This window comes from Massilia sp. X63 (assembly GCF_041023745.1).
In the GTDB taxonomy this organism is placed as follows: domain Bacteria; phylum Pseudomonadota; class Gammaproteobacteria; order Burkholderiales; family Burkholderiaceae_D; genus Telluria.
On record NZ_JBFTEF010000004.1, the window covers coordinates 423,954 to 448,479 of the forward strand.

The following is a 24,526-nucleotide window of genomic DNA, read 5'->3' on the forward strand; positions in this document are numbered from 1 at the left end:
CGACTCCTCGGTTGGGAACTACGAACGTCCGGGCGCAGGCCGCGCCCGGTCCTGCACGCGCTTCAGAAGCGCCAGGTCAGGCCGGCCGTGATGGCGTCGACCGATTCGCCGGCGCGCGGGCGCGGGCTCTGGAACACCGGGAAGCGCACCGCGCCGTCCTGCGACAGGTGGGTGGCGGCGGCCATCAGCATCAGCCGGCGGCTGACGTCGTAGGTGTAGGCAATGCCGTAGTTCCTGGCGTCGCTGTCGGCGGCCCCGCTCGCGTACAGCCCGTAGGTCATGCGCACGGTGCCGCGCGCCGAGACCGGGATCGCCACGCCGAACAGGCGCACGGTTTCGCTGTTGCCGTTCATGATCCCGCCGCCGGCGCGCCGGGTCGGATCGGTGGCGTCGCGCCGGATATAGCTGAAGTACGGATGCACCGGGCCGGCCTGGTACTTGGCGCCGAAGGCGATTTCCTGGTTCGACTCGGAGGCCGCCAGGCTGCCGGCGCCGGCAATCGCGCCGGCCTTTACATATAGCAGCCCGACCTGCAGCGGTCCGGCCACATAGTCGAGCCCCGCTTCCAGCAGCCGGGCCTGGGTGGCCGAACCCTCGTTGGGGCTGTACGACAGGCGGCCCTGCACGCCGGACAGGCGCGGCGAGGTGTAGCCGATGGTGTTCTCGGTGCGTGCGGTCGGGTTGATCAGGAAGCCGGTCGGCGCGCCGGTACCGGAGCCGACGCCCGGAGCCGGCGAACCAAGGGTGGTCACTACGCCCCAGGCATCCATGGCCGGCAGCAGCATCGGATCGTAGGTCGGGAAGAAGTCGTAGGTCGGGCCCTGCTGGCGGCCCAGGCGCAGCGAGCCGAAGGCGCGGTTCTCGATCTCGACGTAGGCCTGGCGGCTGAACACCCGGTTCGGGTTGCCGTTGGTCGAGCTCGGGGTGCCGGTGTCGAGGTTGACGCCGGCTTCGAGGCGGGCATTGACGGTCCAGCCCTGCCCCAGGCTTTCGCTGGCCAGGAAGCCGATGCGCGAGCCGGAGCCGCCGGCATGCATCGCGGTCTTCGATTCGCCCGAGGTGCGGTAGCGCGCCAGCGAAATGTCGGCCACGCCGTAGATCTTCAGGCTGCTCGGGGCTGCCTGCGTTTGCGGGGCGGCCGGCTGCTGGGCCAGGGATACGGCCGACGCGCACAGGGCGGTCATGCCGGCTACTAACTTCTTCATGCTGTCTCCATTCTTGTCGTGTCGGGCCCTGCGCACCCGGCGGCAGCTTGCCACCGGAGCGCCGGCCCTGCGGGTTGTCGCGCCCCTCGCCGTGGGCTCGCTTGCGACCAATCGGTAAAACAAACACCGGTGAAACGGGCTGCGGTGGATGTGGTATTTACTGTATTTCGGCTCTGGAAGATATGTTCTAGAGTTTTTCACACAATGCTGCCACGGCGCAAGTTAAAACCGTGCATCGCTGCTATACGTTTTTTGCATCGTTCGCCCTTGCGCGCCCTGCCGGGCGCATTCGGGCCGCTTTCGGGCCGAATGCGGGACAGCCGCCGGCGAGCTCAGGCCGCCTGCGCCGCCGCTTCACGGCCCTTGAGCATGTCCAGCGCCACGTCGACGATCATGTCTTCCTGGCCGCCCACCATGCGGCGCTTGCCCAGCTCCACCAGGATGTCGAAGGCGGGAATGCCATATTTGCCGGAGGCCGCTTCGGCATGGCGCAGGAAGCTCGAATACACGCCGGCATAGCCGAGCGCCAGGGTCTCGCGGTCGACCCGCACCGGGCGCTCCTGCAGCGGGCGCACAATGTCCTCGGCGGCGTCGATCAGGCCCTTGACGTCGCAGCCATGGCGCAAGCCCATGCGGTCGGCGGCGGCGATGAATACCTCCAGCGGCGCGTTGCCGGCGCCGGCGCCCATGCCGGTCAGGCTGGCGTCGATCCGGTCGCAGCCGTTTTCCAGCGCCACCAGCGAGTTCGCCACGCCCAGGCTCAGGTTGTGGTGGGCGTGCATGCCGGTCTGGGTTTCGGGTTTGAGCACCGCCTTGAAGGCCTGGAAGCGCGCCGCGATGTCCCACATGTTCATCGCGCCGCCCGAGTCCACCACGTAGACGGACTGGGCGCCGTAGCTTTCCATCAGCCTGGCCTGCTGCGCCAGGCCCTCGGGGCTGTTCATGTGGCTCATCATCAGGAAGCCCACCGTGTCCATGCCCAGTTCGCGCGCGTACTCGATGTGCTGGCGCGAGATGTCGGCCTCGGTGCAATGGGTGGCCACGCGCACCACGCGCGCGCCGGCGTCATACGCGTTCTTCAGGTCGTGGATGGTGCCGATGCCGGGCAACAGCAGGGTCGCCACCTTGGCGTGGCGCACATTGGCCGCCACCGCCGCGATCCATTCGAGGTCGCTGTGGGCGCCGAAGCCGTAGTTGAAGCTGGAGCCGCGCAGGCCGTCGCCGTGCGCCACCTCGATTGAATCGACCTTGGCGGCGTCGAGGGCGCGCGCGATGCGCACCGCGTCCTCAAGCGAATACTGGTGGCGCACCGCGTGCATGCCGTCGCGCAGGGTGACGTCGGATACGTAGATTTTCTTGTCGTGGTCGAGCATGATGCCTCCGGTTGGCTGGTCTTGTGTATCCATTACGCGGCCAGCGCGGCCTGCGACATGCCGGCGGCGATGCGCTCGGCGGTCGCCATCGCCGCGCTGGTCATGATGTCGAGGTTGCCCGCATAGGCCTGCAGGTAGTGGGCGGCGCCTTCGACCTCGAGGAAGATCGAGACCTTCAGGCCGGCCTGGCGGCCGATGCCGGGGACGTTCGGCGCGTGGTCCGGGCCCAGGCGCTCGAACTGCACTTCCTGCTTGAGGCGGTAGCCCGGCACGTAGCGCGCGACGTCGTCCGCCATCCGGCGCACCGAGGCGCGGATCGCTTCCTGGTCGGCGTCCAGCGCCGCCAGGCAGTACACGGTGTCGCGCATGATCAGCGGCGGCTCGGCCGGGTTCATGATGATGATCGCCTTGCCCTGGCGCGCGCCGCCCACCTCGACGATGGCGCGCGAGGTGGTCTCGGTGAACTCGTCGATGTTGGCGCGGGTGCCGGGACCGGCCGACTTGCTGGCGATCGAGGCGACGATCTCGGCGTAGTGCACAGGAGCCACCCGCGCCACCGCGGCCACCATCGGGATCGTGGCCTGGCCGCCGCAGGTGACCATGTTGACGTTCGGCGCGTCCAGGCATGCGTCGGCGTTGACCACCGGGATGCAGTAGGGACCGATCGCGGCCGGGGTCAGGTCGACCATGCGCAGTCCCGGACGCAGGCCGCGCAGGAAGGCGTCGTTCTTCACGTGGGCGCCGGCCGAGGTGGCGTCGAACACGATGTCGATCTCGCCGAATACCGGCAGGCGCGCCAGGCCTTCCACGCCGTCGTGGGTGACGACCACGCCCATGCGCGCCGCGCGCGCCAGGCCGTCCGAGGCCGGGTCGATGCCGACCATGGCGCCCATCTCGATGTGCCGGCCATGGCGCAGGATCTTGATCATCAGGTCGGTGCCGATGTTGCCGGGGCCGATGATGGCCACTTTTTTCTTCGCTTGTGTCATGCTGCTCTCCTTGTCCTGGTACTGCTGGCCTTATTGGCCGAACACCGCGCGCACCTCGCCGAGGCCGCCGATCTGGGCGACGAAGCGGTCGCCCGGCGCCACCGCCACCATCGGGCCGAGCGCGCCCGTGAGCAGCACTTCGCCGGCGCGCAGCGGCGTGCCGACCCGCACCATCATGTCGGCCAGCCACACCGCCGCGTTGAGCGGATTGGCCAGGCAGGCCGCGCCGCTGCCGCTCGACACCACCTCGCCGCGGCGCTCCATGGTCATCGCGCAGCCGGCCAGGTCGAACTGCTCCAGCTTCACCGGGCGCGAGCCGAGCACGAACAGGCTGGAAGAGGCGTTGTCGGCCACCGTATCGAGCAGGCGGATGTTCCAGTTCTCGATGCGGCTGCCCACCACCTCGACCGCCGGCAAGGCATAGGCGATTGCCGAAATCAGGTCGGCGAAAGTGTGGCGCTCGTGGGTCAGGTCGCGCTCGAGCACCAGCGCGATCTCCGCCTCGACCTTGGGCTGCAGGGTGCGCCCAAGGGGAATCTCTTCGCCGTCGCCATAGGCCATGTCGGCGAACAGCATGCCGAAGTCGGGCGAATCGACGCCGAGCTGCTGCTGCACGGCGACGGAAGTCAGGCCGATCTTGCGGCCGACGACGCGCGCGCCCTGGGTGACGCGGCGCTGGGCGTTGAGTTGCTGGATCGCGTAGGCGCAGGCCACCGGGTCGGTATCGCCGGCCGCTTCCAGGATGCGCTCGCGCACCGGGGCGCAAGGCACACCCTGCTGCTCGGCCGTGCGGAGCAGGCCGGCGATCTCGCTAATGTGTTGCTGGTTCATGCTGTGTCTCCTGTTGTAGGGTGGGCGGCATCCCACGGTGTCTAGCCGAGCCCGAATTCGGCGCGGATCGCCGCGTCGTGCTCGCCGAGCACCGGCGCCGGGCGGGTGGTCGGTCCGCGCGCGCCGTCGATGGTCAAGGGGCGGTGGATGGCGGTCATGGCGCCGTGTTCCGGATGCGTGCTCTGGTAGAAGGTGCCGGACTGGCGCACCTGCGGATCGTCCATCACTTCCGGCACCGTATTCACCGGCGCAAAGGGCACGTCGCTATCCTGCAGCCGCGCGCACCACTCGGCGCGGCTGCGGGTGCGGAAGGTCGCGGCCACCTCGCCATTCAGGGCCGCATAGTTGCGGGTGCGCAGTTCCGGACCCAGGAAGCGCGCGTCCTCCAGCAGGTCGGGACGCTCGATGACGGCCACGAAGGCCTGCCAGAACTTCTCGACCGAGGACAGGTGCACCGTCACCAGGCGTCCGTCTGCACAGGGAAAGGCGTGCGACTGCGAGATCGCGACCCGGGTCTGCGGGCCGGGCGCCGCACCCAGCCGGGTGTACTGGGCAAAACCCTCGGGCGAAAACGCGATCGAGGCTTCCAGCATGTTGACCTCGACGCGTGCGCCCTTGCCGCTGCTTGCTCTTCCCATCAGGGCGCCGAGGATGCCGTAGGCGGCATACATGCCGGTGACGTTGTCGGAGATCGTCGGGCCGTTCATGCTTGGTTCGGCCGGGTCCAGCATCAGGCTGGCCAGGCCCGACAGGCCGAGCGCCACCGCGTCGTAGCAGGGGCGGTCGCGGTACGGGCCCTCGGCGCCGAAGCCGGTGATCGAGCACCACACCAGGCGCGGGTTGATCTGTTCCAGCGCCGCCTCGGTCAGGCCAAGGCGCGCCATCACGCCGGGCCGGTAGTTTTCCAGCAGCACGTCGGCGCGCGCCAGCAGCAGCTGCAGGTCGGCCTTGCCCGATTCGGTCTGCAGGTCGAGCTGGATGCTCTCCTTGTTACGGTTGTACGAAGCGAAGTGCGGGCTGTACAGCTTGCCCGCGTGGCGGCGGAAAGGATCGCCGCCGTTCGGGTGCTCGACCTTGATGACGCGGGCGCCGAGGTCGGCCAGCATCATGCCGGCCAGCGGGGCGGTGAGGACCGTGCCCAGTTCGATGACCAGGATGCCTTCCAGGGGGTGATTCATGCGGGCCTCCTTCAGGCGTAGTGTTTCAGGATCTGGCGCGCTAGCGTGGTGCGCAGCACCTCGGTCGGGCCCTCGGTGATGCGGTAGCTGCGCAGGTCGCGCCAGAAGCGTTCGATCGGGGTGTCCTCGGTCAGGCCCATGCCGCCGTGCAGCTGCATGCAGTCGTCGATGATGCGCCAGGCCGCCTCCACGCCGAAGGTCTTGATCATGAAGGTCTCCATGCGCGCCTCGGCGCCGGCGTCGGTCTTGCGCGCCGCGTCGTACACCAGCAGGCGGGTGCAATACAGTTCGGTGAAGCCGTCCGCGATCATCCACTGCACGCCCTGGCGCTCGGCCAGCACCTGGCCGAAGGTCTTGCGCTGGTGCGCATATTCGGCCGTGAGGGCCAGGCAGCGCTCGGCGGCGCCGCAGGCATGCGCACCCTGGCGCACCCGCCCATAGTTGATGTAGCCCTGGGCCAGCGCGAAGCCGCGCCCCTCCTCGCCCACCAGGTTCTCGAACGGCACCAGCACGTCCTCGAAACTGAGCTCGCTGGGCGCATCGCCCATCAGGGTCTTTTCCGAGCTGGCCAGGGTCACGCCGGGAGCGTCGAGGTCGACCAGGAAGCAGGAGATGCCGCCGCGCGCTCCCTTGTCCGGATCGGTAACCGCCATCACGATGGCGAAATCGGCCACGGCGGCGCGCGTGATGTAGCGCTTGACGCCGTTCAGGCGCCAGCCCTGGTCGGTACGCACGGCGCGGGTGCGCATCATCGACGGGTCGGAGCCGGCGTCCGGCTCGGTCTGGGCGAAGCAGGAACGCTTGCTGCCCTCCAGCACCGGCTGCAGGTAGCGCGCACGCTGTTCTTCGTTCAGGCCGAGCAGGATCGGGCCGACCATCGGGCCGAAGATGCCGTGGTCGCGCACCCAGGAAGCGACGGTGCTGCGGCCCACCTCTTCCCAGAACACGGCCAGGGCCAGCAGCGGCAGGCCCTGGCCGCCGAATTCCTCGGGTATGTCCATCAGCCAGAAGCCGGCCTGTCTGGCGCGCTGGCGCAGGTTGTCGGCCTGTTCCGGCGGCAGCATGCCGTTGGCGCCGACGGCGTGTTCGAGCGGGATCAGTTCGCGCTCGACGAAACGGCGGATCGAGTCGCGGAACTGGAGCAGCTCTTCGGGGAGCGCATCATGGGGAGTCAAATCGAGCATCGTCGGTCCTCAGGCGGCTTCCTGGCCCGGCTGCACGGGCAGCGCGTCGGCGTCCTGCAGCGAACGCCACTCCTTGGTCGGCTGGCCGGCCTCGACCAGTTCCAGTTCGCGGAAGAACAGCTTGCGCAGGGTGACGATGCCGAGATCCGAACGGCCCAGGATCTCGTCCTCGCGCGCCGTGATGCGGGCCTGGCCGCGGATCGACAGGTAGTCCTGGGCGGCGGTCAGGCCCACGAAGATGTCGTCCGGGTTGTTCCATTCGCGCGAGGCGAACAGTTCGTCGTGGTGCTCGGCCGGGTCATACTTGCCGTACTTGGCGAAGTAATCGGTGAAGCGCTTGCGCGCCTCCTCGCTGGCGCCCGGCGCCTGGCCGTAGATCATGAAGCGGGTGGTGTTCATCTCGTCGTTCGGGATCATCCACACGAACACGTCGATCCACGGATCGTCCGGGGTCAGGCCGGGTACGGTCACGTGGTTGTTGTTCGGGAAAGTCCAGTCGCTGACCCGCACATTGCTCTCCGAGCGCCTGGCGGTCTGGCGGATGCCGGCCGAGGTCTCCTCGTACGACAGTTCCGGGATCGCGCCGGTGACGGCCTTGCCGAAGGGGCCGACGGTGAGCGCCATGTGCACGAAGCTCACGTGCACCGCGTCCAGCGAGTTCTCCACCTGCTGGAACCAGTTGTTGTCCCAGCGCTCGCGGCCGTTGGCGACCAGGGTGCCTTCGCGCTCGAGGCGCAGCTTGCGCGGCAGGTCGAAGGCCGGGGCCTCGCCCTCTCCCATCCAGGCGAACACCAGGCCCATGTACTCGCGCACCGGGTAGCCCGGGATTTTTGTGCGCGGCATGCCGTTGTTGGCTTCGGCCGGGCGCTTGGTGCAGCCGCCGCTGCCGTCGAATTGCCAGCCGTGGTAGATGCAGCGGATTTCCTCGCCCACCACCCAGCCGGTGTGCAGCAGGGTGCGGCGGTGCGCGCAGCGCCCGCCCACCAGGTGCAGGGCGCCGCTCTCGCCGCGGTACAGGGTCAGTTCCTCGCCCATGATCAGGAGCGGGATGGCGCCGCCGGGCGCCACGTCCTCGGCCAGCGCGACCGGCTGCCAGAACTTGCGCAGCAGGCGGCCCATAGGCTTGCAGCGGCTGCATTCGGTAAGTTGCTTGAACTGTTGGGCGCGCTCTTCGCGCCGCTGGTCCTGGATCTTGTCCATGTGGGTCTCCGTGGTATTCGTGGTGTTCTTAAGATCGGTCGATCGGCTCGCCGAGCAGCTCGGTGAGCAGCTCCTGCTCTTCGCCGTAGCGCGTCACGCGGGTGGCGCGCGCGTAATCCTTGATGTCGCGCGGGTCGTGCCTGCCGGGGGTCCAGGTCGGGTACTTGTGACGCAGGCCGGCGTCCACCGCCATGTCGGACCCGGTCATGCAGGACGATTCGTCCGAGGCCAGGAACACGGCGGCCCAGGCCAGGTCGGCCGCGCGCGGGAAGCGCCGCAGCGGCAGCTGGTCCAGGTACTCCTGGCGCGAGTAGAAGCCGCGCCGCGCGGGCTGGACCCAGTCGGGGTCGAACATCTCGTCGCGCATCGTGGTCCAGAGCTGGTGCTCCATCGAGCAGGGCGTGATGGTATTGACGCGTATGCCGTGGTGGGCCAGGTCCATCGCGGCGGAGCGGGCAAAGTTGAGCAGGCCCGCCTTGGCCGCGCAGTACGAGGCGCCGTCGGCTTCGCCGAAGTGCGCGGCGGTCGACATCACGTGGATGATGCTGCCCTGGGCGCCGCAGGCCAGCATGGCGCGCGCCCCATGCTGGGTGGCCAGCAGGCCGGCGGTGGCGAAGCTGGCGACCGAATCGTCCCAGTCGTCGCGCTGCATGTGCAGCACGTCGTCCCAGTGCACCCGGCCGGCCATGTTGACCACGATGTCGAGGCGCCCGTAGCGCTCGACGGTGGCGGCGACGATGCGCCCGACGTCCTCGTCGCGGCGCGCGTCGCCGGCCATGCCGAAGGCTTCCCAGCCGCGTTCGCGGATGAAATCGGCGGCGGCGACGGCCGCTTCTTCCCTGACGTCGGTGACGCAGACCCGGGCGCCTTCGCGCGCCAGGAAGTGGGCGATGGTGCCGCCGATGTTCGGTCCGGCGCCGAACACGATGGCGACCTTGTTCTTCAATCTGTCCATGGTTTCTACTTGTCTCCAGGTGGCGTGAGCAGCATTTCCCGGCTGCCGACGTCGACCATTGTTAGTCCTGCGCCGGACCGGTACAAGTCGAAACACCTCAAGGCTACTATGCAGAATCTGCATCGCTCACCGCTCGCTGCGCGCAAGCTGCAATTAAGTTGTTGAATAATCGTTCTAGAACGCTATAATCAGGAAAACGGTCGGCCGCCCGGCATCGGCGGCGCCGGCAGAATCTTCCACAAAGACAGCGAGACACTTATGCAAGCCCCAACCCCAGCACGGCAGATCGACGGCGCCCGCTTCCGCGAGGTGCTCGGCAGCTATCCGACCGGCGTCGCCATCGTCACCTGCATCGACGAAGGCGGCGCCGCCGCCGGCATGGTGATCGGCACCTTCACTTCGGTGTCGCTCGACCCGCCGCTGATCGGCTACCTGCCGATGAAGACCTCGCGCACCTTCGCGCGCATGCGCGGCTCGGCCAGCTTCTGCGTCAACATCCTGGCGGCCGACCAGGAAGCCGTCTGCCAGCACTTCGCCTCCAGCGCAGAAGACAAGTTCGCCGGCCTGGCCTGGCATCCCAGCCCGGCCGGCAATCCGGTGCTGGACGGCGTGGTGGCCTGGATCGACTGCGACTACGCCAGCGTGACCGAGGTGGGCGACCACTACATCGTGCTGGGCGGCGTGCTCGACATGGCGCTGGTGCGCGACACCGCCCCGCTGCTGTTCTTCCAGCGCGGCTACGGGCGCTTCTCGCCCGGTCCGCTGGTGGCGGCGGCCGAACGCGAGACCATCGAGGCGGTGCAGCTGGCCGAGATCGGCCGCGACGAGGTGGAAGCAGTGGCCACCGAGCTGAACGCGGAGTGCAGCCTGGTGGCGGCGGTCGGCGGGGACGTGGTCTACGTGGCGACCGAGAACCGCTCGCCGCAGTTCCGCCTGCGCAGCCGCCTTGGCCTGCGGGTGCCGTGCGCGCCGCCGCTCGGGCCCCTGTTCGTGGGCAGTCCGGGCGCGCCGGGCGAAGGCGAATGGATCCGGCGCCTGGGGCGTCCCGACCAGGAAGCGGTGGACGGCGCGCTGGCCCAGCTCGAGCGGGTGCGCGCGCGCGGCTGGTCGATCGCCCTGCAGGGGCCGGACGACGGCGACAGCCTGGAAGAACTGGTGGCGCTGTACTCGGACCGGCACCGCACGCCGGGCCAGGAGCGGCGTCTGCTGGCGGCGGCCAAGGCGCGCGCCGGCCTGCACGAGCCGGCCGAGCTGCCGGAGGACGCCCGCTACGACCTGCGCCACCTGTCGGTGCCGGTGCGCGACGAGGCCGGCCAGGTACTGCTGGTGCTGCGCCTGAGCGCCTTGCCGCCGGCGGCCGGCCTGCCGCAGGTGCAGGCTTGGCTGGCGCGCCTGCAGCAATCGGCGGCGCGCCTGGAACAGGCCATTGCCGCCCGCAGGCAGCAGTGCGGCCAGCATCTGGCCGCCTGACCCCACCGTCACCAGGATGAGCGAGCCAGCATGGAAATCACCCAGATCCGCCATTTCGTCCGCATCGCAGAAACCGGCAGCTACATCAAGGCCGCCGACCTGCTCGACATCGGCCAGTCGACCCTGAGCCGGCAGGTGCGCGCGCTCGAGGTCGAGCTGCGCGCCAGCCTGTTCTATCGCCACGGGCGCGGCGTGCTGCTCACCGAGGCCGGCAAGAAGTTCCTCGAGTATGCGCGCGGCGTGCTGCACCTGATGGACGCGGCCGCGATCGCAGTGCGCGATTCGGAGTCGGCGTTCTCGGGCCAGCTCACGATCGGCATGGCGCCGAGCATCGGGCGCGCCTGCATCCCCACGCTGCTGCCGCAGCTGGCCGAGCTGTATTCGCGCGCGGCGATCAGCGTGGTCGAGGGCCTGTCCGGCGCGCTCTACGATGCCGTGCTGCTCGGGCAGCTCGACTTCGCCCTGCTCTACAACCCGGCGGCCTCCCCCAACATCAGGATTTCGCCGATCGTGGCCGAGCCCCTGTACCTGATCGGCGCGGCGCCGGTCGGGGAGACGCATGGCGAAGTGACCCTGGCGGCCGTGGCCGAGCTGCCGCTGATCCTGCCGCACGGGAACCACTCGGTGCGGGTGGCGGTGGAATCGGCCGCCGCGCGCCTGGGGCTGGGCGTGAACCTGGCGCTGCAGGTCGACGCCAGCTATTCGACGATGGAGCTGGTGGCGCAGGGCATGGGCTATTCGATCATGCCGCGCCTGGTGGGCCGGGGCGCCGGCCTGCCCGCGCTGTCGTGGCAGAAGATCGAGCAGCCGGCGCTGGAGACCACCCTGTGCATGGTGCAGCAGGCGCAGCAGCCGAACAATCCGCTGGTGAGCGCGGCGGCCGAGGTGGTGCGCGGCAGCCTGGCCGGGCTGCTGGCGCAGTAAAACCGTAGGGTGGTCGGCTGTGCCGACCGCGCGTTCAACTTTCGGATGCGTCGTGGCTATGCATGCCATGCTTGGACGCGCGCACGGCAAAGCCGTGCACCCTACGCCGATGTCGTCCCGCCCCAGTCCGAAAACAGGCTGGCGATGGTCTGGCGCAGCCAACGGTTCGACACGTCCGCATGGTAGCGCTCGTGCCAGTGCTGCTTGACCTGGAAGCGCGGCAGCTCCACCGGCACCGGCAGCGCGCGCACCGCTTCGCTGCCCGCCACCTCGGCGGCGTAGCGGAAGGGCACGATCGCCAGCAGCTCGGTCTGGGCGACGATACGCGCCACGCCCAGGAAGCTGGGGAGCTTGAGCGCGATCCTGCGTTCGATGCCCTCCTCCGCCAGCACCTTGTCGACGATCGCGTGGCCGGTGCCGGAGGTGAGCACCCGCACGTGCGCTTCCTCGCGCAGCGCGTCGCGGCTCAGCGCCTCCTTGATGCGCGGGTGCGCGGCCGCCGCCAGGCACACGAAATGCTGGTCGAACAGCACCTGCTGGTAAAAGCCCGCCTCGAGGTGCGGCATGAAGCCGACCGCCAGGTCGACGCTGCCGTCGGCCAGCTCGGCCGGGCTGTCGGGCGAAATCTTGGCGATCTGCAGGCGGATGCCCGGGCCGACCTCGCGCAGGTGGTTCAGCAGGCGCGGCAGCAGCACGACCTCGCTGATGTCGGTCATGCAGATGCGGAATTCGCGCGTGCTGGCGGCCGGGTCGAAGGCCGGCTGGTCGGCCAGCGCGTGCTGCAGCGCCTGCATCGCGCTGCGCACGTCGGCGATCGCGTTCTGGGCGCGCGGCGTCGGCACCATGCCGCGCGCAGTGCGGCTGAACAGCCGGTCGTTGAAGTGGCCGCGCAGCTTGCCCAGGCCCAGGCTCACCGTCGACTGCGGCAGCCCGAGGTTGGCGGCCGCGCGGGTCACGTTGCCGGTCTTGTAGATCTCGTCGAAGATCGCCAGCAGCTCGAGGTCGAAGCCCATTCCGTCTCCATTATTTGAATTCCTGATTATGTTAATCGCATCTCATCGGTTTTCCAAATAGAGATCCGGCGGCACACTGGACGCCGTTCACACAACAACAGGAGACCACCATGAACCAGAGCGGGACCAAGCCGCCCACCAGCCTGCCCTCCGTCATCGTCGCCGGCGCCGGCATCGGCGGCATTGCCGCCGCGCTGGCGCTGTCGCAACTGGGCCTGCGGGTCACGGTGCTGGAACAGGCCGCCGAACTGGGCGAGATCGGCGCCGGCCTGCAGCTCGGCCCGAACGCCTTCGCCGCCCTCGATGCGCTCGGCGCCGGCGAGCGGGTGCGCGCGCACGCCGTGTTCACCGAGCGCCTGGTGATGATGGACGCGGTCGATTGCAGCACCGTCGCCAGCTTCGACGTCGGCCCGGCGTTCCGCGCGCGCTTCAGGAACCCCTACGCGGTGATCCACCGCGCCGACATCCACACCGCGATCCTCGAGCAGGCGCGCGGCATCCCGAACATCGAGGTGGTGACCAGCTGCCGCATCGAGGCGATCGAGCAGGACGCCACGGGCGTGAGCGTACTGGCCGCCGACGGCCGCCGCTTCCAGGCCGGCTACCTGATCGGCTGCGACGGCGTGAAGTCGGTCGCGCGCGAAGCGGTGGTGGGCGACGGCGTGCGGGTCTCGGGCCACGTGGTGTACCGCGCCGTGGTGCCGGTGGCCGACATGCCGGAGGAGCTGCGCATGAACGCCCCGGTGGTCTGGGCCGGCCCCAATTGCCACCTGGTGCACTACCCGCTGCGCGGCGGCGAGCAATACAACCTGGTGGTCACCTTCCACAGCCGCGAGCAGGAAAGCTGGGGCGTCAGCGACGGCAGCAAGGAAGAAGTGCTGTCCTACTTCGGCGGCGTCGCCGAACTGCCGCGCCGCCTGCTGCACCTGCCCTCGAGCTGGCGCCGCTGGAGCACCGCCGACCGCGACCCGGTCGACAACTGGACCCGTGGCCGCATCACCCTGCTGGGCGACGCCGCCCATCCGATGATGCAGTACCTGGCCCAGGGCGCCTGCATGGCGCTCGAAGACGCCGTCACCCTGGCCGCGGCGGTGCGCCGCTGCGACTACGACATGGAGGCCGCCTTTGCCCTTTACCAGCGCTCGCGCATCACCCGCAGCGCGCGCGTGGTGCTGTCGGTGCGCGAGATGGGCCGCCTGTACCACGCGTCCGGCGTCGAGCGCCTGGTGCGCAACGACCTGTGGAAAGGCCGCAGCGCCGCCGGTTTCTACGACGCCCTGGCCTGGCTGTACGACTGGAACGCCGAGAACTGCCTGGCGCCCGACGCCTGACGCCTGACGACAAACCGAGGAGAACACGACATGAACATCGACCTGGCCCAGCACGAGCTGACGGCGGCGCGCCGCGCACTCTACCAGGACATGCAGGCCCTGCACCTGTCCCCGCTGTGGGAATCGCTGCACACGCTGGTGCCGCGCCAGCCCACGCCCGACTACGAGGCCGCACTGTGGCGCTACGAAGAGGTGCTGCCGCACCTGACCCGCGCCGGCGAAGTGATCTCGGCCGAGGAAGCCGTGCGCCGCGTGCTGATCCTGGAGAACCCGTCCCTGAAGGGCAGCGCCTCGATCACCCGCTCGCTGTACGCCGGCCTGCAGCTGATCCTGCCGGGCGAGATCGCCCCGGCCCACCGCCACACCCAGTCGGCCCTGCGCTTCATCGTCCACGGCAAGGGCGCCTACACCGCCGTCGACGGCGAGCGCACCATGATGCAGCCGGGCGACTTCATCCTGACCCCGGCCTGGGCCTGGCACGACCACGGCAACCCCGGCATCGACGGCGTCAGCGAGCCGGTGGTCTGGCTCGACGGCCTGGACATCCCGACCATCCGTTTCTTCAATAGCGGCTTTGCCGAGAACAGCGACAGCGCCAGCCAGCCGATCGCCCGTCCGCAGGGACGCAGCTTCGCCGCCTACGGCCACAACATGGCGCCGGTGCGCCAACTGCACAGCGGCGCCAGCTCGCCGATCTTCAACTACCCGTACGAACGCTCGCGCGAGGCGCTCGAGACCCTGCGGCGCCAGGAGGAGATCGACGCCTGGGTCGGGGTCAAGCTGCGCTACCTGAACCCGCTCACCGGCGGCGCCCCGATGCCGACCATCGGCGCCTGCATGCAGCTGCTGCCGGCGGGCTTTGCCGGCCTGCCCCACCGCAGCACCGACGGCACCGTCTATAGCGTGGTCGAAGGCCGCGGCAGCGCCGTCATCGGCGGGCGCCGCTTCGATTTCGCGCCGCGCGACACCTTCGTGGTGCCGTCCTGGGCCACCCTGGCGCTGGAAGCGCCCGAGGACACGGTGCTGTTCAGCTTCTCGGACCGCCCGGTGCTCGAGGCGATCGGCCAGTTGCGCGAAGAATTCCTGCCCGCATAAACCACCAACACGGACCCGCATACCATGAACGACAACTTCACCTTCCCCGCCCAGGCCATCGTCGGCCTGCCCATCAACAGCCTGGATGCCGCCTTCCCGGTGCGCCGCATCTACTGCGTCGGCCGCAACTACGCGGCGCATGCGCGCGAGATGGGCTTCGATCCCGACCGCGAGCCGCCTTTCTTCTTCTGCAAGCCGAACGACGCCGAATCGGTCGTGCCGGTGGCGGCCGGCGCCACGGTGGCCCTGCCCTACCCGCCGCGCACCGAGAACTACCACTATGAGATCGAGCTGGTGGTGGCGATCGGCAAGGGCGGCCGCGACATCGCCGTCGAGGATGCGCATGCCCACATTTTCGGCTATGCCGTTGGCCTGGACATGACCCGGCGCGACCTGCAGATGCGCATGCGCGAACAGGGCCGTCCCTGGGAGATCGGCAAGGCCTTCGACTACTCGGCGCCGATCGGCCCGATCACGCGCTTTTCCGAGTCCGGCCCGGTCGACGCCGGCGCCATCGTCCTCACGGTCGACGGCAAGACCGTGCAGAGCAGCGACCTGTCCAAGCTGATCTGGAACGTGAGCGAGACCATCGCCCAGCTCTCGACCCTGTTCGAACTGCGTCCCGGCGACCTGATCATGACCGGCACGCCGGAAGGCGTGGGCGCGGTGCGTCCCGGCCAGCGCATGGTCGGCAGCATCGACGGCCTGAGCCCGATCACGGTCGACGTCGTGTGAGCCCCGCGCCATGAAGCTGCATACCTTCTTCCGCAGTTCCGCGTCCTACCGGGTGCGCATCGCGATGAACCTGAAAGGCGTGGAGGCCGAGCACCTGCACGTACACCTGTCGAAGAACGGCGGCGAGCAGTTCGCCCCCGCCTTCGACGCATTGAATCCCCAGCACCTGCTGCCGGTGCTCGAGGATGATGGCCTGGTACTGGCGCAATCGCTGGCGATCATCGAATACCTCGACGAGACCCGTCCGGGAGCAGCCCTGCTGCCGGGCGACCCGGCAGGCCGCGCACGGGTGCGTGCCCTGTCGCAGAGCATTGCCTGCGACATCCACCCGCTCAACAACCTGCGCGTGCTGAAATACCTCGGCGGCGAACTGGGCCTGCCGGAAGAGCGCAGGAATGCGTGGTACCGCCACTGGGTGGCGCTGGGCCTGGCGGCGCTGGAGCGCGAACTGGCGCGCAGCCCGGACACCGGGCTGTTCTGCCACGGCGACACGCCGACCATGGCCGACTGCTGCCTGCTGCCCCAGCTCTACAACGCGCGCCGCTTCGAGTGCGACCTGTCGCCCTACCCCACCATCGGCGCGATCGCCGCGCGCTGCGAGGCGCTGGACGCCTTCGCCCGGGCCCGCCCCGAAGCGCAGGCCGACGCGCAGTGACACACGAGGAGAGACACATGAAAGTCCTGGTACCCGTCAAACGCGTGGTCGACTACAACGTCAAGGTCCGCGTCAAATCCGATGGCAGCGGCGTGGACGTCGCCAACGTCAAGATGTCGATGAACCCGTTCGACGAGATCGCGCTGGAAGAAGCCGTGCGATTGAAGGAAGCCGGCAAGGTGCTGGAGGTGGTCGCGGTGTCGGTGGGCGTGCCCCAGTGCCGGGAAACCCTGCGTACCGGCATGGCGAACGGCGCCGACCGCGGCATCCTGGTGGAGACCAGCGTCGAGACCGAGCCGCTGGCCGTGGCCAAGATCATGAAGGCGCTGGCCGACAAGGAGCAGCCGCAGCTGATCATCCTGGGCAAGCAGGCGATCGACGACGATGCGAACCAGACCGGCCAGATGCTGGCCGCGCTGCTGGGCTGGCCGCAAGCCACCTTCGCCTCGAAAGTGGTGCTGGAAGACGGTAAAGTGACCGTGACCCGTGAAGTCGACGGCGGCCTGGAAACCGTGGCCCTGAACCTGCCGGCCATCGTCACCACCGACCTGCGCCTGAACGAGCCGCGCTACGTGACGCTGCCGAACATCATGAAGGCCAAGAAGAAGCCTTTGGCCACCATCAAGCCGGAAGACCTGGGCGTCGACGTGAGCCCGCGCCTGAAGACCCTGAAAGTCACCGAGCCGGCCAGGCGCTCGGCCGGCGTCAAGCTGCCGGACGTGGCCACCCTGGTGCAGAAGCTGCGCCTCGAGGCCAAGGTCATTTAGAGGAGAACAACATGGTCGCACTCGTCATTGCTGAACACGACAACGGCTCCCTCAAGGGCGCTACCCACCACACTGTCACTGCTGCCGTCCAGTGTCGTGGCGAGGTCCACATCCTGGTCGCAGGATCGGGCTGCGGCGCCGCCGCCGAAGCCGCCGCGCAGATCGCAGGCGTCGCCAAGGTGCTGGTCGCCGACGCGCCGCACTTTCTGGATGCCCTGGCGGAGAACGTCGCCGAGCAGGTGCTGGCCATCGCCGGCGGCTACTCGCACATCCTGGCGCCGGCCACCGCCTACGGCAAGAACATCCTGCCGCGCGTGGCCGCCAGGCTGGACGTGGCCCAGATCTCGGAGATCACCAAGGTCGACTCGCCGGACAGCTTCGAGCGTCCGATCTACGCCGGTAACGCCATCGCCACCGTGCAGTCGAGCGACCCGGTCAAGGTCATCACCGTGCGCGGCACCGCCTTCGACTCGGCCGCCACCGGCGGCTCGGCAAGCGTCGAGCAGATCGCCGCCGTGGGCGACTTCGGCAAGTCGGCCTTCGTCGGCCGCGAACTGGCCACCTCAAGCCGTCCGGAACTGACCGCCGCCAGGATCATCGTCTCGGGTGGCCGCGGCATCGGCTCGGCCGAGAACTTCAAGCTGCTCGAGCCGCTGGCCGACAAATTGAAAGCCGCCATGGGCGCTTCGCGCGCAGCGGTGGACGCCGGCTTCGTGCCGAACGACTGGCAGGTCGGCCAGACCGGCAAGATCGTCGCCCCGACCCTGTACATCGCGGTCGGCATCTCGGGCGCGATCCAGCACCTGGCCGGCATGAAGGACTCGAAGACCATCGTCGCCATCAACAAGGACCCGGAAGCGCCGATCTTCTCGGTGGCCGACTACGGCCTGGTGGGCGACCTGTTCGAGCTCGTGCCGCAGCTGAGGGACGCCCTCGGCTAGTCCGGCCGCAGGCGCTGCGACACTCCCTGTCGCCGCGCCTGTGTATGATGCAGGCCGTCCTCCTTCATCACCCGAACACCATGTCCGACCTGCGCTGGTACCTCCCGCTCGAACGCTGCGACACCCTCGACGACATCCGCGGCCAATGGCACGCATTGCTCGAACAAAGCCAGATGGCGCCCTGGCACAACGCCCCGCGCTACCAGGACGCCATGCTGTCCTTCCTCGGCGCGGCCCGGCTTGCACCCGCGCTGAAGCTGGCGGCCGTGCTGGCCTGCGGCTCCGCCTTCGATGTCGACTTTCGTCTCGCCGTCGGCCTGCTGAAGGAAGAAATCGACGAACTCGAGGTCGCCTGGCCCGAAGCGGTCGCCGCCGCCGTCAGCGACAACGGCCCGGCCCTGCCGCTGGCCACCCAGGATCCCTGGCTCGGCGCCTTCGTCGCCGGCCGCCTGGCGGGCCTGCGCGAAACCTTCGGGCACGACGGCACCCGCGCCGAGCACTGGCGCGCCGCGTTCTGGAACCGCTACCTCGAAATGGCCTGCCGTCACGCCGACTCGGAGGGCGTGGCGCTGGCGCTGGGGCATGGCGCCGATCCGTGCGCCGACGCCCATGCGGCGATCCTGACGCCTGCGCGCGGCGTGCACGGATACTTCCTGCCCGAGTCCGGTCACCTGACGCCGGAACGCAGCAATGCCGATTATCAGGGCATCCTGCTTCAGTTGCTGGCCGGCGGCCTGGCGCGCGCCGAGATGCTGTCGGCGGCGCTGCCGGCGGCCGCCGCCGTCGACAATACCGGGATGCTCGACTTCCTGCTGGCGCAGGAAGCAGACCTGCGCGCCGACGGCGCGCCTGCCCTGGCGGCGGCAGCCGGCAGCATGGCGACCGCGGCGCTGGCCTGGCTGCTGGCGCATGGCGCGGACGTGCATGCCGACGATGGCGCAGCCTTGGTCGCCGCCGTCGGCTCGCTCGACCAGGCCACCGTCGAGATGCTGCTGGCCGCCGGCGCCGACCTGCAGGCCGTGGCCAGCCGCGCCGTCCGCAGCGCGCTGGTGTCGCGCCCCTACGAACTGTATTCGGACGAGTCCGACCTGGTCGACCAGCGCGCCGAGATGCTGGCCTTCCTGCTGCGTCAGGGGCTGCGCCCGGGCGACGCGGACATCGCCTACGCCCTCGAGCAGGACCGCGACGCGGGACGGGTGCTCGACGCGGCCGCAGCGAGCGCCGCATGAGCTACGATTTCGCCGAAGACCTGCACCTCGACGGCGTTGTGTACTCACTGTACGCCTTTCCCCTGAATGCCTTCCTGTCCTCGCTGCCCACGCGGCTGCGCTTGCGCGGATGGCCGGGCTGCTCGAACGGCTACCGCGCCACCTGGACGGTCGCGGACTGCGGCGCCGGGCGGCAACTGTACCTGACCGGGCTCAGCTCGCCGGAGGTGGACACGCTTGCGCAGCTGTTGGGACGGCCGCAAGGACCGCTGGCGGCGAGCTGGTTCAGCGGCATGCTGCGCGCCACCCGCGGTCCCCGGCGCCGCAGCGGCTATCCGCCGCGCAGCTTCAGCGACGACGAGGTGTATCTCGAGGTCGTGGCGGGCGCGGTGCTGCGCGAATGGGTGCTCGACCTGCGCGCCGTGCCCGACCAGACCGACGACGAGCTGCGCCTGTCGCTGCCGCGCTTCCTGTGGGGACCGCGCCTGCTCCGCGAATCTACTTGATCCGCTGCGCCGGGACGCCGCCGGCCCGCCCTAGTCGACCGGCCCCTGCTCGCCATGGGGCGGCGGCAGGATCCGGACCAGGATCTGGTCGATCCGATAGTGGTCGACGTCGAGCACCTCGAACTTGACGCCCTGGTACTCGACGCTGTCGGTCCGCTTGGGCACCTTGCGCAGCATGTACATCATGAAGCCGGCGGCGGTGGCGTAGTTTTCCTCGTCCGGCAGGCTCTCGAGCCCGACGGTGCGCTTGACGTCGCCGACCGGGGTGCTGCCGTCGATCAGCCAGGAGCCGTCTTCGCGCTGCATGATCTGCTCGTCCTGCTCGAGCGGACTGCCCCAGCTTCCCATGACGGTCAGCATGATGTCGCTCAGGGTGATCACGCCCATCACCAGGGCATATTCGTTGATCACCACCGCGAAGGTCTCCTTGGTGGCGCGGAACTTGTCGAGCAGTTCGGACAGGGTCAGCGTGTCGGGAATGATCAGGACGGTGCGCACGCTCGATTCGTTCAGCTGGAGCACCGACTGCTTGTTCAGGAGCCGCACCAGGATGTCGCGCGTATCCACGTAGCCGATCACCCGGTCGATGCTGCCGTCGCAGACCGGAAACTTCGAATGCCCGGCCACCTTCTCGCGGATGCTCGCCTCGTTCTCGGTCAGGGTGAAATACACCACGTTGTCGCGGTTGGTCATGGCCGAGGCCACCGAGCGCGACTCCAGTTCGAACACGTTCTCGATGAAATGCTGTTCCTGCTTCTGCAGCACGCCGGCCTGGGCGCCGGCCTCCACGGCGGCGGAAATCTCGTCGAAGGTGATGCTGTCCTCGCGCGTGGTGTCGATCTTGAAGATGCGGAACAGCAGGTTGGCGATCAGGTTGAGCGCCCATGAAAAGGGTTTGCAGATCCGGATGTACAGCAGCACCGGGCGAATGATCGCGACGGCGATCCGTTCGGGCGCGATCATCGCAAGCCGTTTCGGCATCAGGTCCGCGAACAGGATGAACAGGCAGGTCACGAACAGGAAGGACAGGGCGAAGCCGATGTTCTCGAGCGCCGGGCCGGCATACACGGTCGAGACCCAGCCGATGAAAAAGGGCCGCAGCGCGCCCTCGCCCAGGATACCGCCGAGGATGGCGATCGCATTCAGGCCGATCTGCGACGCGGCGAAGAATTCCGCCGATTGCATCTGCAGCGCCATCACCTGCATGGCGCGCTCGTCGCCGGCCTCCGCCAGCAGCTTGAGCTTGATCTTGCGCGCCCCTGCAAAGGCGATCTCCGTGAGCGACAGGAAGCCTGCGGCCAGCACCAGGAGAAGCATCAAGACAATATGTTGGAACAAGCTCACGAGACACCCGATTGGAATACGGCGAAACGCCGCCACGGCCCCCAGTATACGTTTGACAATTATTTGTGGCAACGCGGCCGGGCCAAGCGCCGGACGGGCAGGCCCCGCGCCGGCGCGCCCTCACCCGCGCAGGCGCCGGCGGATCGCCTGCAAAGCCTCGCGCTGGGCGGCGTCGGCGCGCGGATAGCGCAGCTTGAGCTCGCGCAGCGCATCGAGCACGATCTTGGAAACGATCAGCCTGGCGTTCTTCTTGTCGTCGGCGGGCACCACGTGCCAGGGCGCGGCAACGGTGCTGGTCCGGTTGATGCATTCCTCGTAGGCCGCCATGTAGGCCGGCCAGAATGCGCGCTCCTGGACGTCGGCCAGGCTGAATTTCCAGTTCTTTTTCGGGTCGTCGATCCGCTTGAGCAGGCGCTTGCGTTGTTCTTCCGGCGAGATGTGCAGGAAAAACTTGATGATCCGGGTGCCGTTGGCGTCCAGGTGCCGCTCCAGGTTGCGGATCGAGCGGTAGCGCTCGCGCCAGACGGCCTCCTCATCGGCGACGGCCGGCACGCCTTCGCTGCGCAGGATCTCCGGATGCACGCGGGCGATCAGCACCTCTTCGTAATAGGAGCGGTTGAAGATGCCGATGCGCCCGCGCTCGGGCAGGTCGACCGTGGTGCGCCAGAGGAAATCGTGCTGCAGTTCGCGCGGGGCCGGATGCTGGTAGCTGTGCACCTGGCAGCCCTGCGGATTCACGCCCGACATCACGTGCCGGATGGCGCCGTCCTTTCCCGCCGCATCCATGGCCTGGAAGATCAGCAGTATCGCATGGCTGTTCGACGCAAACAGGACCTGCTGCCGGGCGCTGAGCCGGGCAACGTGCCTGGCGAGGATCTCGCGGTAGTGCTGCTTCGACCGGTACACCGGGTCCACTTCGGTGGGCATGGCGTCCAGGCGGATCCGGTGCTCTCCGCTGACGCAGAATCGCTGTGCATCGATGTTCATCGGCTTCCTCCCTGAACCTGCCGGACTGCGCGCTTTCCGCCGATGATAACCCAGCCGCCGGCCTGGCGACGCCGCCTGGCGCGCACGACGCCGGTGGACGGCAAACGACGATAAAATGTTGCTTTGTGTAGCAAGGCTGGCACTCGCCATGGCAACTGAAACAATCAGGAATTTCATCGCATCGTCCGCCTGGGGGCAGCTGTTGACCCCGGAACAACTGGAGCGGGTGCTCCGGGACGCCTCCGAGACGGGCGCCGGCCCCGGCGAAGCCATCTGCAGGAACGGGCAGCGCTCCAATTACTGGTACGGCGTGGTCGAAGGCCTGGTCAAGGTCTCCAACGTGGGCCCCGACGGCAAGCCGACCACCCTGATCGGCATCCCGCGCGGCGGCTGGTTCGGCGAGGGCTCGGTGTTCAAGCATGAGCGCCGCCCCTACGACGTGGTGGCGCTGCGCGAATGCCGGGTGGCCCAGGTGCCCGCCGATACCTTCCACTGGCTGCTGGCCGACAGCATCGCGTTCAACCACTACCTGATCGGCCAGCTGAATACCCGGCTGGCGCAGTTCGTGATCCGCTGCGAGCACCTGCGCTCGTATGCGCCGGAGCGCCACGTGGCCCTGTGCCTGGCCGAGCTGTTCAATCCGGTGCTGTATCCCGGCACCACCATGACGCTCCAGCTCTCGCAGGAAGAGCTCGCTTTCCTGGCCGGGGTCTCGCGCGGCATCGTCAACCGCGCCCTGCGCCACCTCGAACAGGACGGCATCGTCGAAGCGCGCTATGGCAGCATCGAGATCCGCGACCTGGCCGCCCTGCGCGCCTCCGCCTTCCGCTGAGGCCCGCCGTCTGCCTGGAATGTCGATCTTTAAGGCAATTGTTGTTGCGTGAACAGTCAGCGCGCGCAAGGGCGGCTACCCTAGCGCGAGCAAGCACCTACAATCAGGAGACAACTATGCAGCAGCAATGGAGCTATGTTCATGGGCCCAGCAATACGCCCTTGATCGGCGCATCGATCGGCGCCCACCTGGCGGACATCGCAGCCCGCCACGGCGAGCGCGAGGCGCTGGTCGTGCCCTTCCAGGACATCCGCTGGACCTACGCCGAATTCGACGAGCGGGTCTCGCGGGTGGCCGCCAACCTGCTGGCGCTGGGACTGGCGCCGGGCCAGCGGGTCGGGATCTGGGCGCCGAACTGCGCGGAATGGGTGCTGGTGCAGTTCGCCACCGCGCGCGCCGGGCTGGTGATGGTCAACATCAACCCGGCTTACCGCCGCTCCGAACTCGCCTATGCGCTGGAGAAGGTCCAGTGCAGCGCCCTGATCCTGGCCCCCGGCTTCAAGACCAGCGACTACCTCGCGATGGTGCACGACGTCGTGCCCGCACTGGCCGGCGGCGCCACGACGCTGCGCGACGAGGACCTGCCCCACCTGCGCCACGTGATCCGCCTCGGCCCCGAGCCCACGCCCGGGATGCTGAACTTCGACCTGCTGCTGGCGCCGCCCGGCTCCGAGGCGCTGGCGCGCCTGCAGCAGGTAGCGGACGCGGTGCAGTTCGACGATCCGGTGAACATCCAGTTCACCTCGGGCACCACCGGCGCGCCCAAAGGGGCGACGCTGAGCCACCACAACATCCTGAACAACGGCTTCTTCGTGGGCGAGGCGATGCGCCTGACGAGCGCCGACCGCCTGTGCATTCCGGTGCCGCTGTACCACTGCTTCGGCATGGTGCTCGGGAACATGGCCTGCGTGACGCATGGCGCCACCATGGTGTTCCCGAGCGCCGGCTTCGACCCCGAAGCCGTGCTGGACACCGTGCAGGCCGAGCGCTGCACCGGCCTGCACGGCGTGCCCACCATGTTCATCGCCCTGCTCGAACACCCCGGCTTCGCGCGCTACGACCTGTCCACGCTGCGCACCGGGATCATGGCCGGCTCGCCCTGCCCGGCCGAGGTGATGAACCGGGTGATGCAAACCATGCACATGGCGGAGATCACGATCGCCTACGGCATGACCGAGACCTCGCCGGTGTCGTTCCAGAGTTCGGTGGACGACCCGGTGACGCTGCGCGTGACCACCATCGGCCGCGTCCATCCCCACATCGAGTGCAAGGTGGTGGACGCCAACGGCGCGATCGTCCCGCGCGGGGTGAAGGGCGAATTGCTGACGCGCGGCTATTCGGTCATGCTCGGCTACTGGGACGACGAAGAGAAGACCCGGGCCACCATCGATAGCGCCCGCTGGCTGCATACCGGCGACCTGGCGGTGATCGACGAGCAGGGCTTCGCCTCGATCGTCGGGCGCTGCAAGGACATGGTGATCCGCGGCGGCGAGAACATCTATCCGCGCGAGATCGAAGAGTTCCTGTACCGCCATCCGAAGGTCCAGGACGTCCAGTGCATCGGCGTGCCCGACCCGAAGTACGGCGAGGAGCTGTGCGCCTGCATCATCCTGCGCCCCGGCCAGGAGGCCAGCGCCGAGGACATCCAGGCCTTCTGCCGCGGCCAGATCGCCCACTACAAGATTCCCCGCTACGTGCGCTTCATGGAGGCCTTTCCGATGACGGTGACCGGCAAGATCCAGAAGTTCGTGCTGCGCGAGCAGATCAGCACCGACCTGGGGCTGGGCCGGGACGCCTGAGGCC

23 protein-coding genes are annotated in these 24,526 nt (G+C 68.6%); 12 read left to right on the plus strand and 11 right to left on the minus strand.

The window, feature by feature from the left end; genetic code table 11:
• Positions 1-62: 62 nt before the first annotated feature.
• From AB3347_RS11265 to AB3347_RS11300, 8 genes are all read right to left on the minus strand, one after another.
• Positions 63-1,205: a porin gene (locus AB3347_RS11265; RefSeq protein ID WP_369091883.1), complete on the minus strand. Its 1,143-nt coding sequence runs from the start codon at positions 1,203-1,205 to the stop codon at positions 63-65.
• Between the two features lie 332 nt (positions 1,206-1,537).
• Positions 1,538-2,578 (minus strand): 4-hydroxy-2-oxovalerate aldolase, encoded by a 1,041-nt coding sequence (gene dmpG, locus AB3347_RS11270; protein WP_369091884.1) that lies wholly within the window; start codon positions 2,576-2,578, stop codon positions 1,538-1,540.
• A 32-nt stretch (positions 2,579-2,610) separates the two neighbouring features.
• Positions 2,611-3,567: an acetaldehyde dehydrogenase (acetylating) gene (locus AB3347_RS11275; protein WP_369091885.1), complete on the minus strand. Its 957-nt coding sequence runs from the start codon at positions 3,565-3,567 to the stop codon at positions 2,611-2,613.
• Between the two features lie 30 nt (positions 3,568-3,597).
• Positions 3,598-4,398, minus strand: coding sequence for a 2-keto-4-pentenoate hydratase (gene mhpD / locus AB3347_RS11280; protein ID WP_369091886.1), 801 nt, complete (start codon positions 4,396-4,398; stop codon positions 3,598-3,600).
• Between the two features lie 41 nt (positions 4,399-4,439).
• A complete protein-coding gene (locus AB3347_RS11285; protein WP_369091887.1) occupies positions 4,440-5,576 on the minus strand; it encodes a CaiB/BaiF CoA transferase family protein in 1,137 nt (378 codons plus the stop codon).
• An 11-nt stretch (positions 5,577-5,587) separates the two neighbouring features.
• Positions 5,588-6,760 (minus strand): acyl-CoA dehydrogenase family protein, encoded by a 1,173-nt coding sequence (locus AB3347_RS11290; protein ID WP_369091888.1) that lies wholly within the window; start codon positions 6,758-6,760, stop codon positions 5,588-5,590.
• A gap of 9 nt (positions 6,761-6,769) precedes the next feature.
• Positions 6,770-7,960: a Rieske 2Fe-2S domain-containing protein gene (locus AB3347_RS11295; RefSeq protein WP_369091889.1), complete on the minus strand. Its 1,191-nt coding sequence runs from the start codon at positions 7,958-7,960 to the stop codon at positions 6,770-6,772.
• 28 nt (positions 7,961-7,988) lie between these two features.
• On the minus strand, positions 7,989-8,915 hold the full coding sequence (locus tag AB3347_RS11300; RefSeq protein ID WP_369091890.1) for an SDR family NAD(P)-dependent oxidoreductase: 927 nt from the start codon (positions 8,913-8,915) through the stop codon (positions 7,989-7,991).
• A gap of 258 nt (positions 8,916-9,173) precedes the next feature.
• Between AB3347_RS11300 and AB3347_RS11305 the strand changes: the two genes are divergently transcribed.
• Positions 9,174-10,385 carry a flavin reductase gene (locus AB3347_RS11305; RefSeq protein WP_369091891.1) on the plus strand — a complete coding sequence of 404 codons (1,212 nt, stop codon included), beginning with the start codon at positions 9,174-9,176 and terminating at the stop codon, positions 10,383-10,385.
• A 30-nt stretch (positions 10,386-10,415) separates the two neighbouring features.
• On the plus strand, positions 10,416-11,309 hold the full coding sequence (locus AB3347_RS11310; protein WP_369091892.1) for a LysR family transcriptional regulator: 894 nt from the start codon (positions 10,416-10,418) through the stop codon (positions 11,307-11,309).
• 101 nt (positions 11,310-11,410) lie between these two features.
• On the opposite strand, the gene AB3347_RS11315 is transcribed toward AB3347_RS11310, so the two are convergent.
• Positions 11,411-12,322, minus strand: a complete 912-nt coding sequence (locus AB3347_RS11315; RefSeq protein ID WP_369091893.1) for a LysR family transcriptional regulator — start codon at positions 12,320-12,322, stop codon at positions 11,411-11,413.
• 110 nt (positions 12,323-12,432) lie between these two features.
• On the opposite strand from AB3347_RS11315, the gene AB3347_RS11320 reads away from it, so the two are divergent.
• From AB3347_RS11320 to AB3347_RS11355, 8 genes are all read left to right on the plus strand, one after another.
• A complete protein-coding gene (locus tag AB3347_RS11320; protein ID WP_369091894.1) occupies positions 12,433-13,653 on the plus strand; it encodes a 3-hydroxybenzoate 6-monooxygenase in 1,221 nt (406 codons plus the stop codon).
• 30 nt (positions 13,654-13,683) lie between these two features.
• Complete coding sequence (gene gtdA, locus AB3347_RS11325; RefSeq protein WP_369091895.1) at positions 13,684-14,748, plus strand: gentisate 1,2-dioxygenase; 1,065 nt, start codon at positions 13,684-13,686, stop codon at positions 14,746-14,748.
• A gap of 24 nt (positions 14,749-14,772) precedes the next feature.
• Positions 14,773-15,483 (plus strand): fumarylacetoacetate hydrolase family protein, encoded by a 711-nt coding sequence (locus tag AB3347_RS11330; protein WP_369091896.1) that lies wholly within the window; start codon positions 14,773-14,775, stop codon positions 15,481-15,483.
• Between the two features lie 10 nt (positions 15,484-15,493).
• Positions 15,494-16,138 carry a maleylacetoacetate isomerase gene (gene maiA / locus AB3347_RS11335; RefSeq protein ID WP_369091898.1) on the plus strand — a complete coding sequence of 215 codons (645 nt, stop codon included), beginning with the start codon at positions 15,494-15,496 and terminating at the stop codon, positions 16,136-16,138.
• A 17-nt stretch (positions 16,139-16,155) separates the two neighbouring features.
• Positions 16,156-16,905, plus strand: coding sequence for an electron transfer flavoprotein subunit beta/FixA family protein (locus tag AB3347_RS11340; protein ID WP_369091899.1), 750 nt, complete (start codon positions 16,156-16,158; stop codon positions 16,903-16,905).
• Between the two features lie 11 nt (positions 16,906-16,916).
• Entirely contained in the window at positions 16,917-17,846 is a 930-nt protein-coding gene (locus AB3347_RS11345; RefSeq protein WP_369091900.1) for an electron transfer flavoprotein subunit alpha/FixB family protein, read from the plus strand.
• A gap of 80 nt (positions 17,847-17,926) precedes the next feature.
• On the plus strand, positions 17,927-19,075 hold the full coding sequence (locus tag AB3347_RS11350; RefSeq protein WP_369091901.1) for a hypothetical protein: 1,149 nt from the start codon (positions 17,927-17,929) through the stop codon (positions 19,073-19,075).
• Positions 19,072-19,560 (plus strand): hypothetical protein, encoded by a 489-nt coding sequence (locus AB3347_RS11355; protein ID WP_369091902.1) that lies wholly within the window; start codon positions 19,072-19,074, stop codon positions 19,558-19,560. Before AB3347_RS11350 ends, AB3347_RS11355 begins: the two co-directional genes overlap by 4 nt.
• Positions 19,561-19,590: 30 nt before the next feature.
• On the opposite strand, the gene AB3347_RS11360 is transcribed toward AB3347_RS11355, so the two are convergent.
• Both AB3347_RS11360 and AB3347_RS11365 read right to left on the minus strand, forming a co-directional pair.
• Complete coding sequence (locus AB3347_RS11360; protein WP_369091928.1) at positions 19,591-20,877, minus strand: hemolysin family protein; 1,287 nt, start codon at positions 20,875-20,877, stop codon at positions 19,591-19,593.
• Between the two features lie 147 nt (positions 20,878-21,024).
• Positions 21,025-21,891, minus strand: a complete 867-nt coding sequence (locus AB3347_RS11365; RefSeq protein ID WP_369091903.1) for an ADP-polyphosphate phosphotransferase — start codon at positions 21,889-21,891, stop codon at positions 21,025-21,027.
• 148 nt (positions 21,892-22,039) lie between these two features.
• Here AB3347_RS11365 and AB3347_RS11370 point away from each other — a divergent pair, with 148 nt between their 5' ends.
• Positions 22,040-22,723, plus strand: coding sequence for a Crp/Fnr family transcriptional regulator (locus tag AB3347_RS11370; RefSeq protein WP_369091904.1), 684 nt, complete (start codon positions 22,040-22,042; stop codon positions 22,721-22,723).
• Positions 22,724-22,839: 116 nt separating this feature from the next.
• Positions 22,840-24,522, plus strand: a complete 1,683-nt coding sequence (locus AB3347_RS11375; protein WP_369091905.1) for an AMP-binding protein — start codon at positions 22,840-22,842, stop codon at positions 24,520-24,522.
• Positions 24,523-24,526 lie beyond the last annotated feature (4 nt).

Bases quoted from the DNA above. Each gene is read 5' to 3' on its own strand.
- AB3347_RS11265 (WP_369091883.1), bottom strand. From the start codon at position 1,205: ATGAAGAAGTTAGTAGCCGGCATGACCGCCCTGTGCGCGTCGGCCGTA.
- dmpG (WP_369091884.1), bottom strand. From the start codon at position 2,578: ATGCTCGACCACGACAAGAAAATCTACGTATCCGACGTCACCCTGCGC.
- AB3347_RS11275 (WP_369091885.1), bottom strand. From the start codon at position 3,567: ATGACACAAGCGAAGAAAAAAGTGGCCATCATCGGCCCCGGCAACATC.
- mhpD (WP_369091886.1), bottom strand. From the start codon at position 4,398: ATGAACCAGCAACACATTAGCGAGATCGCCGGCCTGCTCCGCACGGCC.
- AB3347_RS11285 (WP_369091887.1), bottom strand. From the start codon at position 5,576: ATGAATCACCCCCTGGAAGGCATCCTGGTCATCGAACTGGGCACGGTC.
- AB3347_RS11290 (WP_369091888.1), bottom strand. From the start codon at position 6,760: ATGCTCGATTTGACTCCCCATGATGCGCTCCCCGAAGAGCTGCTCCAG.
- AB3347_RS11295 (WP_369091889.1), bottom strand. From the start codon at position 7,960: ATGGACAAGATCCAGGACCAGCGGCGCGAAGAGCGCGCCCAACAGTTC.
- AB3347_RS11300 (WP_369091890.1), bottom strand. From the start codon at position 8,915: ATGGACAGATTGAAGAACAAGGTCGCCATCGTGTTCGGCGCCGGACCG.
- AB3347_RS11305 (WP_369091891.1), top strand. From the start codon at position 9,174: ATGCAAGCCCCAACCCCAGCACGGCAGATCGACGGCGCCCGCTTCCGC.
- AB3347_RS11310 (WP_369091892.1), top strand. From the start codon at position 10,416: ATGGAAATCACCCAGATCCGCCATTTCGTCCGCATCGCAGAAACCGGC.
- AB3347_RS11315 (WP_369091893.1), bottom strand. From the start codon at position 12,322: ATGGGCTTCGACCTCGAGCTGCTGGCGATCTTCGACGAGATCTACAAG.
- AB3347_RS11320 (WP_369091894.1), top strand. From the start codon at position 12,433: ATGAACCAGAGCGGGACCAAGCCGCCCACCAGCCTGCCCTCCGTCATC.
- gtdA (WP_369091895.1), top strand. From the start codon at position 13,684: ATGAACATCGACCTGGCCCAGCACGAGCTGACGGCGGCGCGCCGCGCA.
- AB3347_RS11330 (WP_369091896.1), top strand. From the start codon at position 14,773: ATGAACGACAACTTCACCTTCCCCGCCCAGGCCATCGTCGGCCTGCCC.
- maiA (WP_369091898.1), top strand. From the start codon at position 15,494: ATGAAGCTGCATACCTTCTTCCGCAGTTCCGCGTCCTACCGGGTGCGC.
- AB3347_RS11340 (WP_369091899.1), top strand. From the start codon at position 16,156: ATGAAAGTCCTGGTACCCGTCAAACGCGTGGTCGACTACAACGTCAAG.
- AB3347_RS11345 (WP_369091900.1), top strand. From the start codon at position 16,917: ATGGTCGCACTCGTCATTGCTGAACACGACAACGGCTCCCTCAAGGGC.
- AB3347_RS11350 (WP_369091901.1), top strand. From the start codon at position 17,927: ATGTCCGACCTGCGCTGGTACCTCCCGCTCGAACGCTGCGACACCCTC.
- AB3347_RS11355 (WP_369091902.1), top strand. From the start codon at position 19,072: ATGAGCTACGATTTCGCCGAAGACCTGCACCTCGACGGCGTTGTGTAC.
- AB3347_RS11360 (WP_369091928.1), bottom strand. From the start codon at position 20,877: ATGCTTCTCCTGGTGCTGGCCGCAGGCTTCCTGTCGCTCACGGAGATC.
- AB3347_RS11365 (WP_369091903.1), bottom strand. From the start codon at position 21,891: ATGAACATCGATGCACAGCGATTCTGCGTCAGCGGAGAGCACCGGATC.
- AB3347_RS11370 (WP_369091904.1), top strand. From the start codon at position 22,040: ATGGCAACTGAAACAATCAGGAATTTCATCGCATCGTCCGCCTGGGGG.
- AB3347_RS11375 (WP_369091905.1), top strand. From the start codon at position 22,840: ATGCAGCAGCAATGGAGCTATGTTCATGGGCCCAGCAATACGCCCTTG.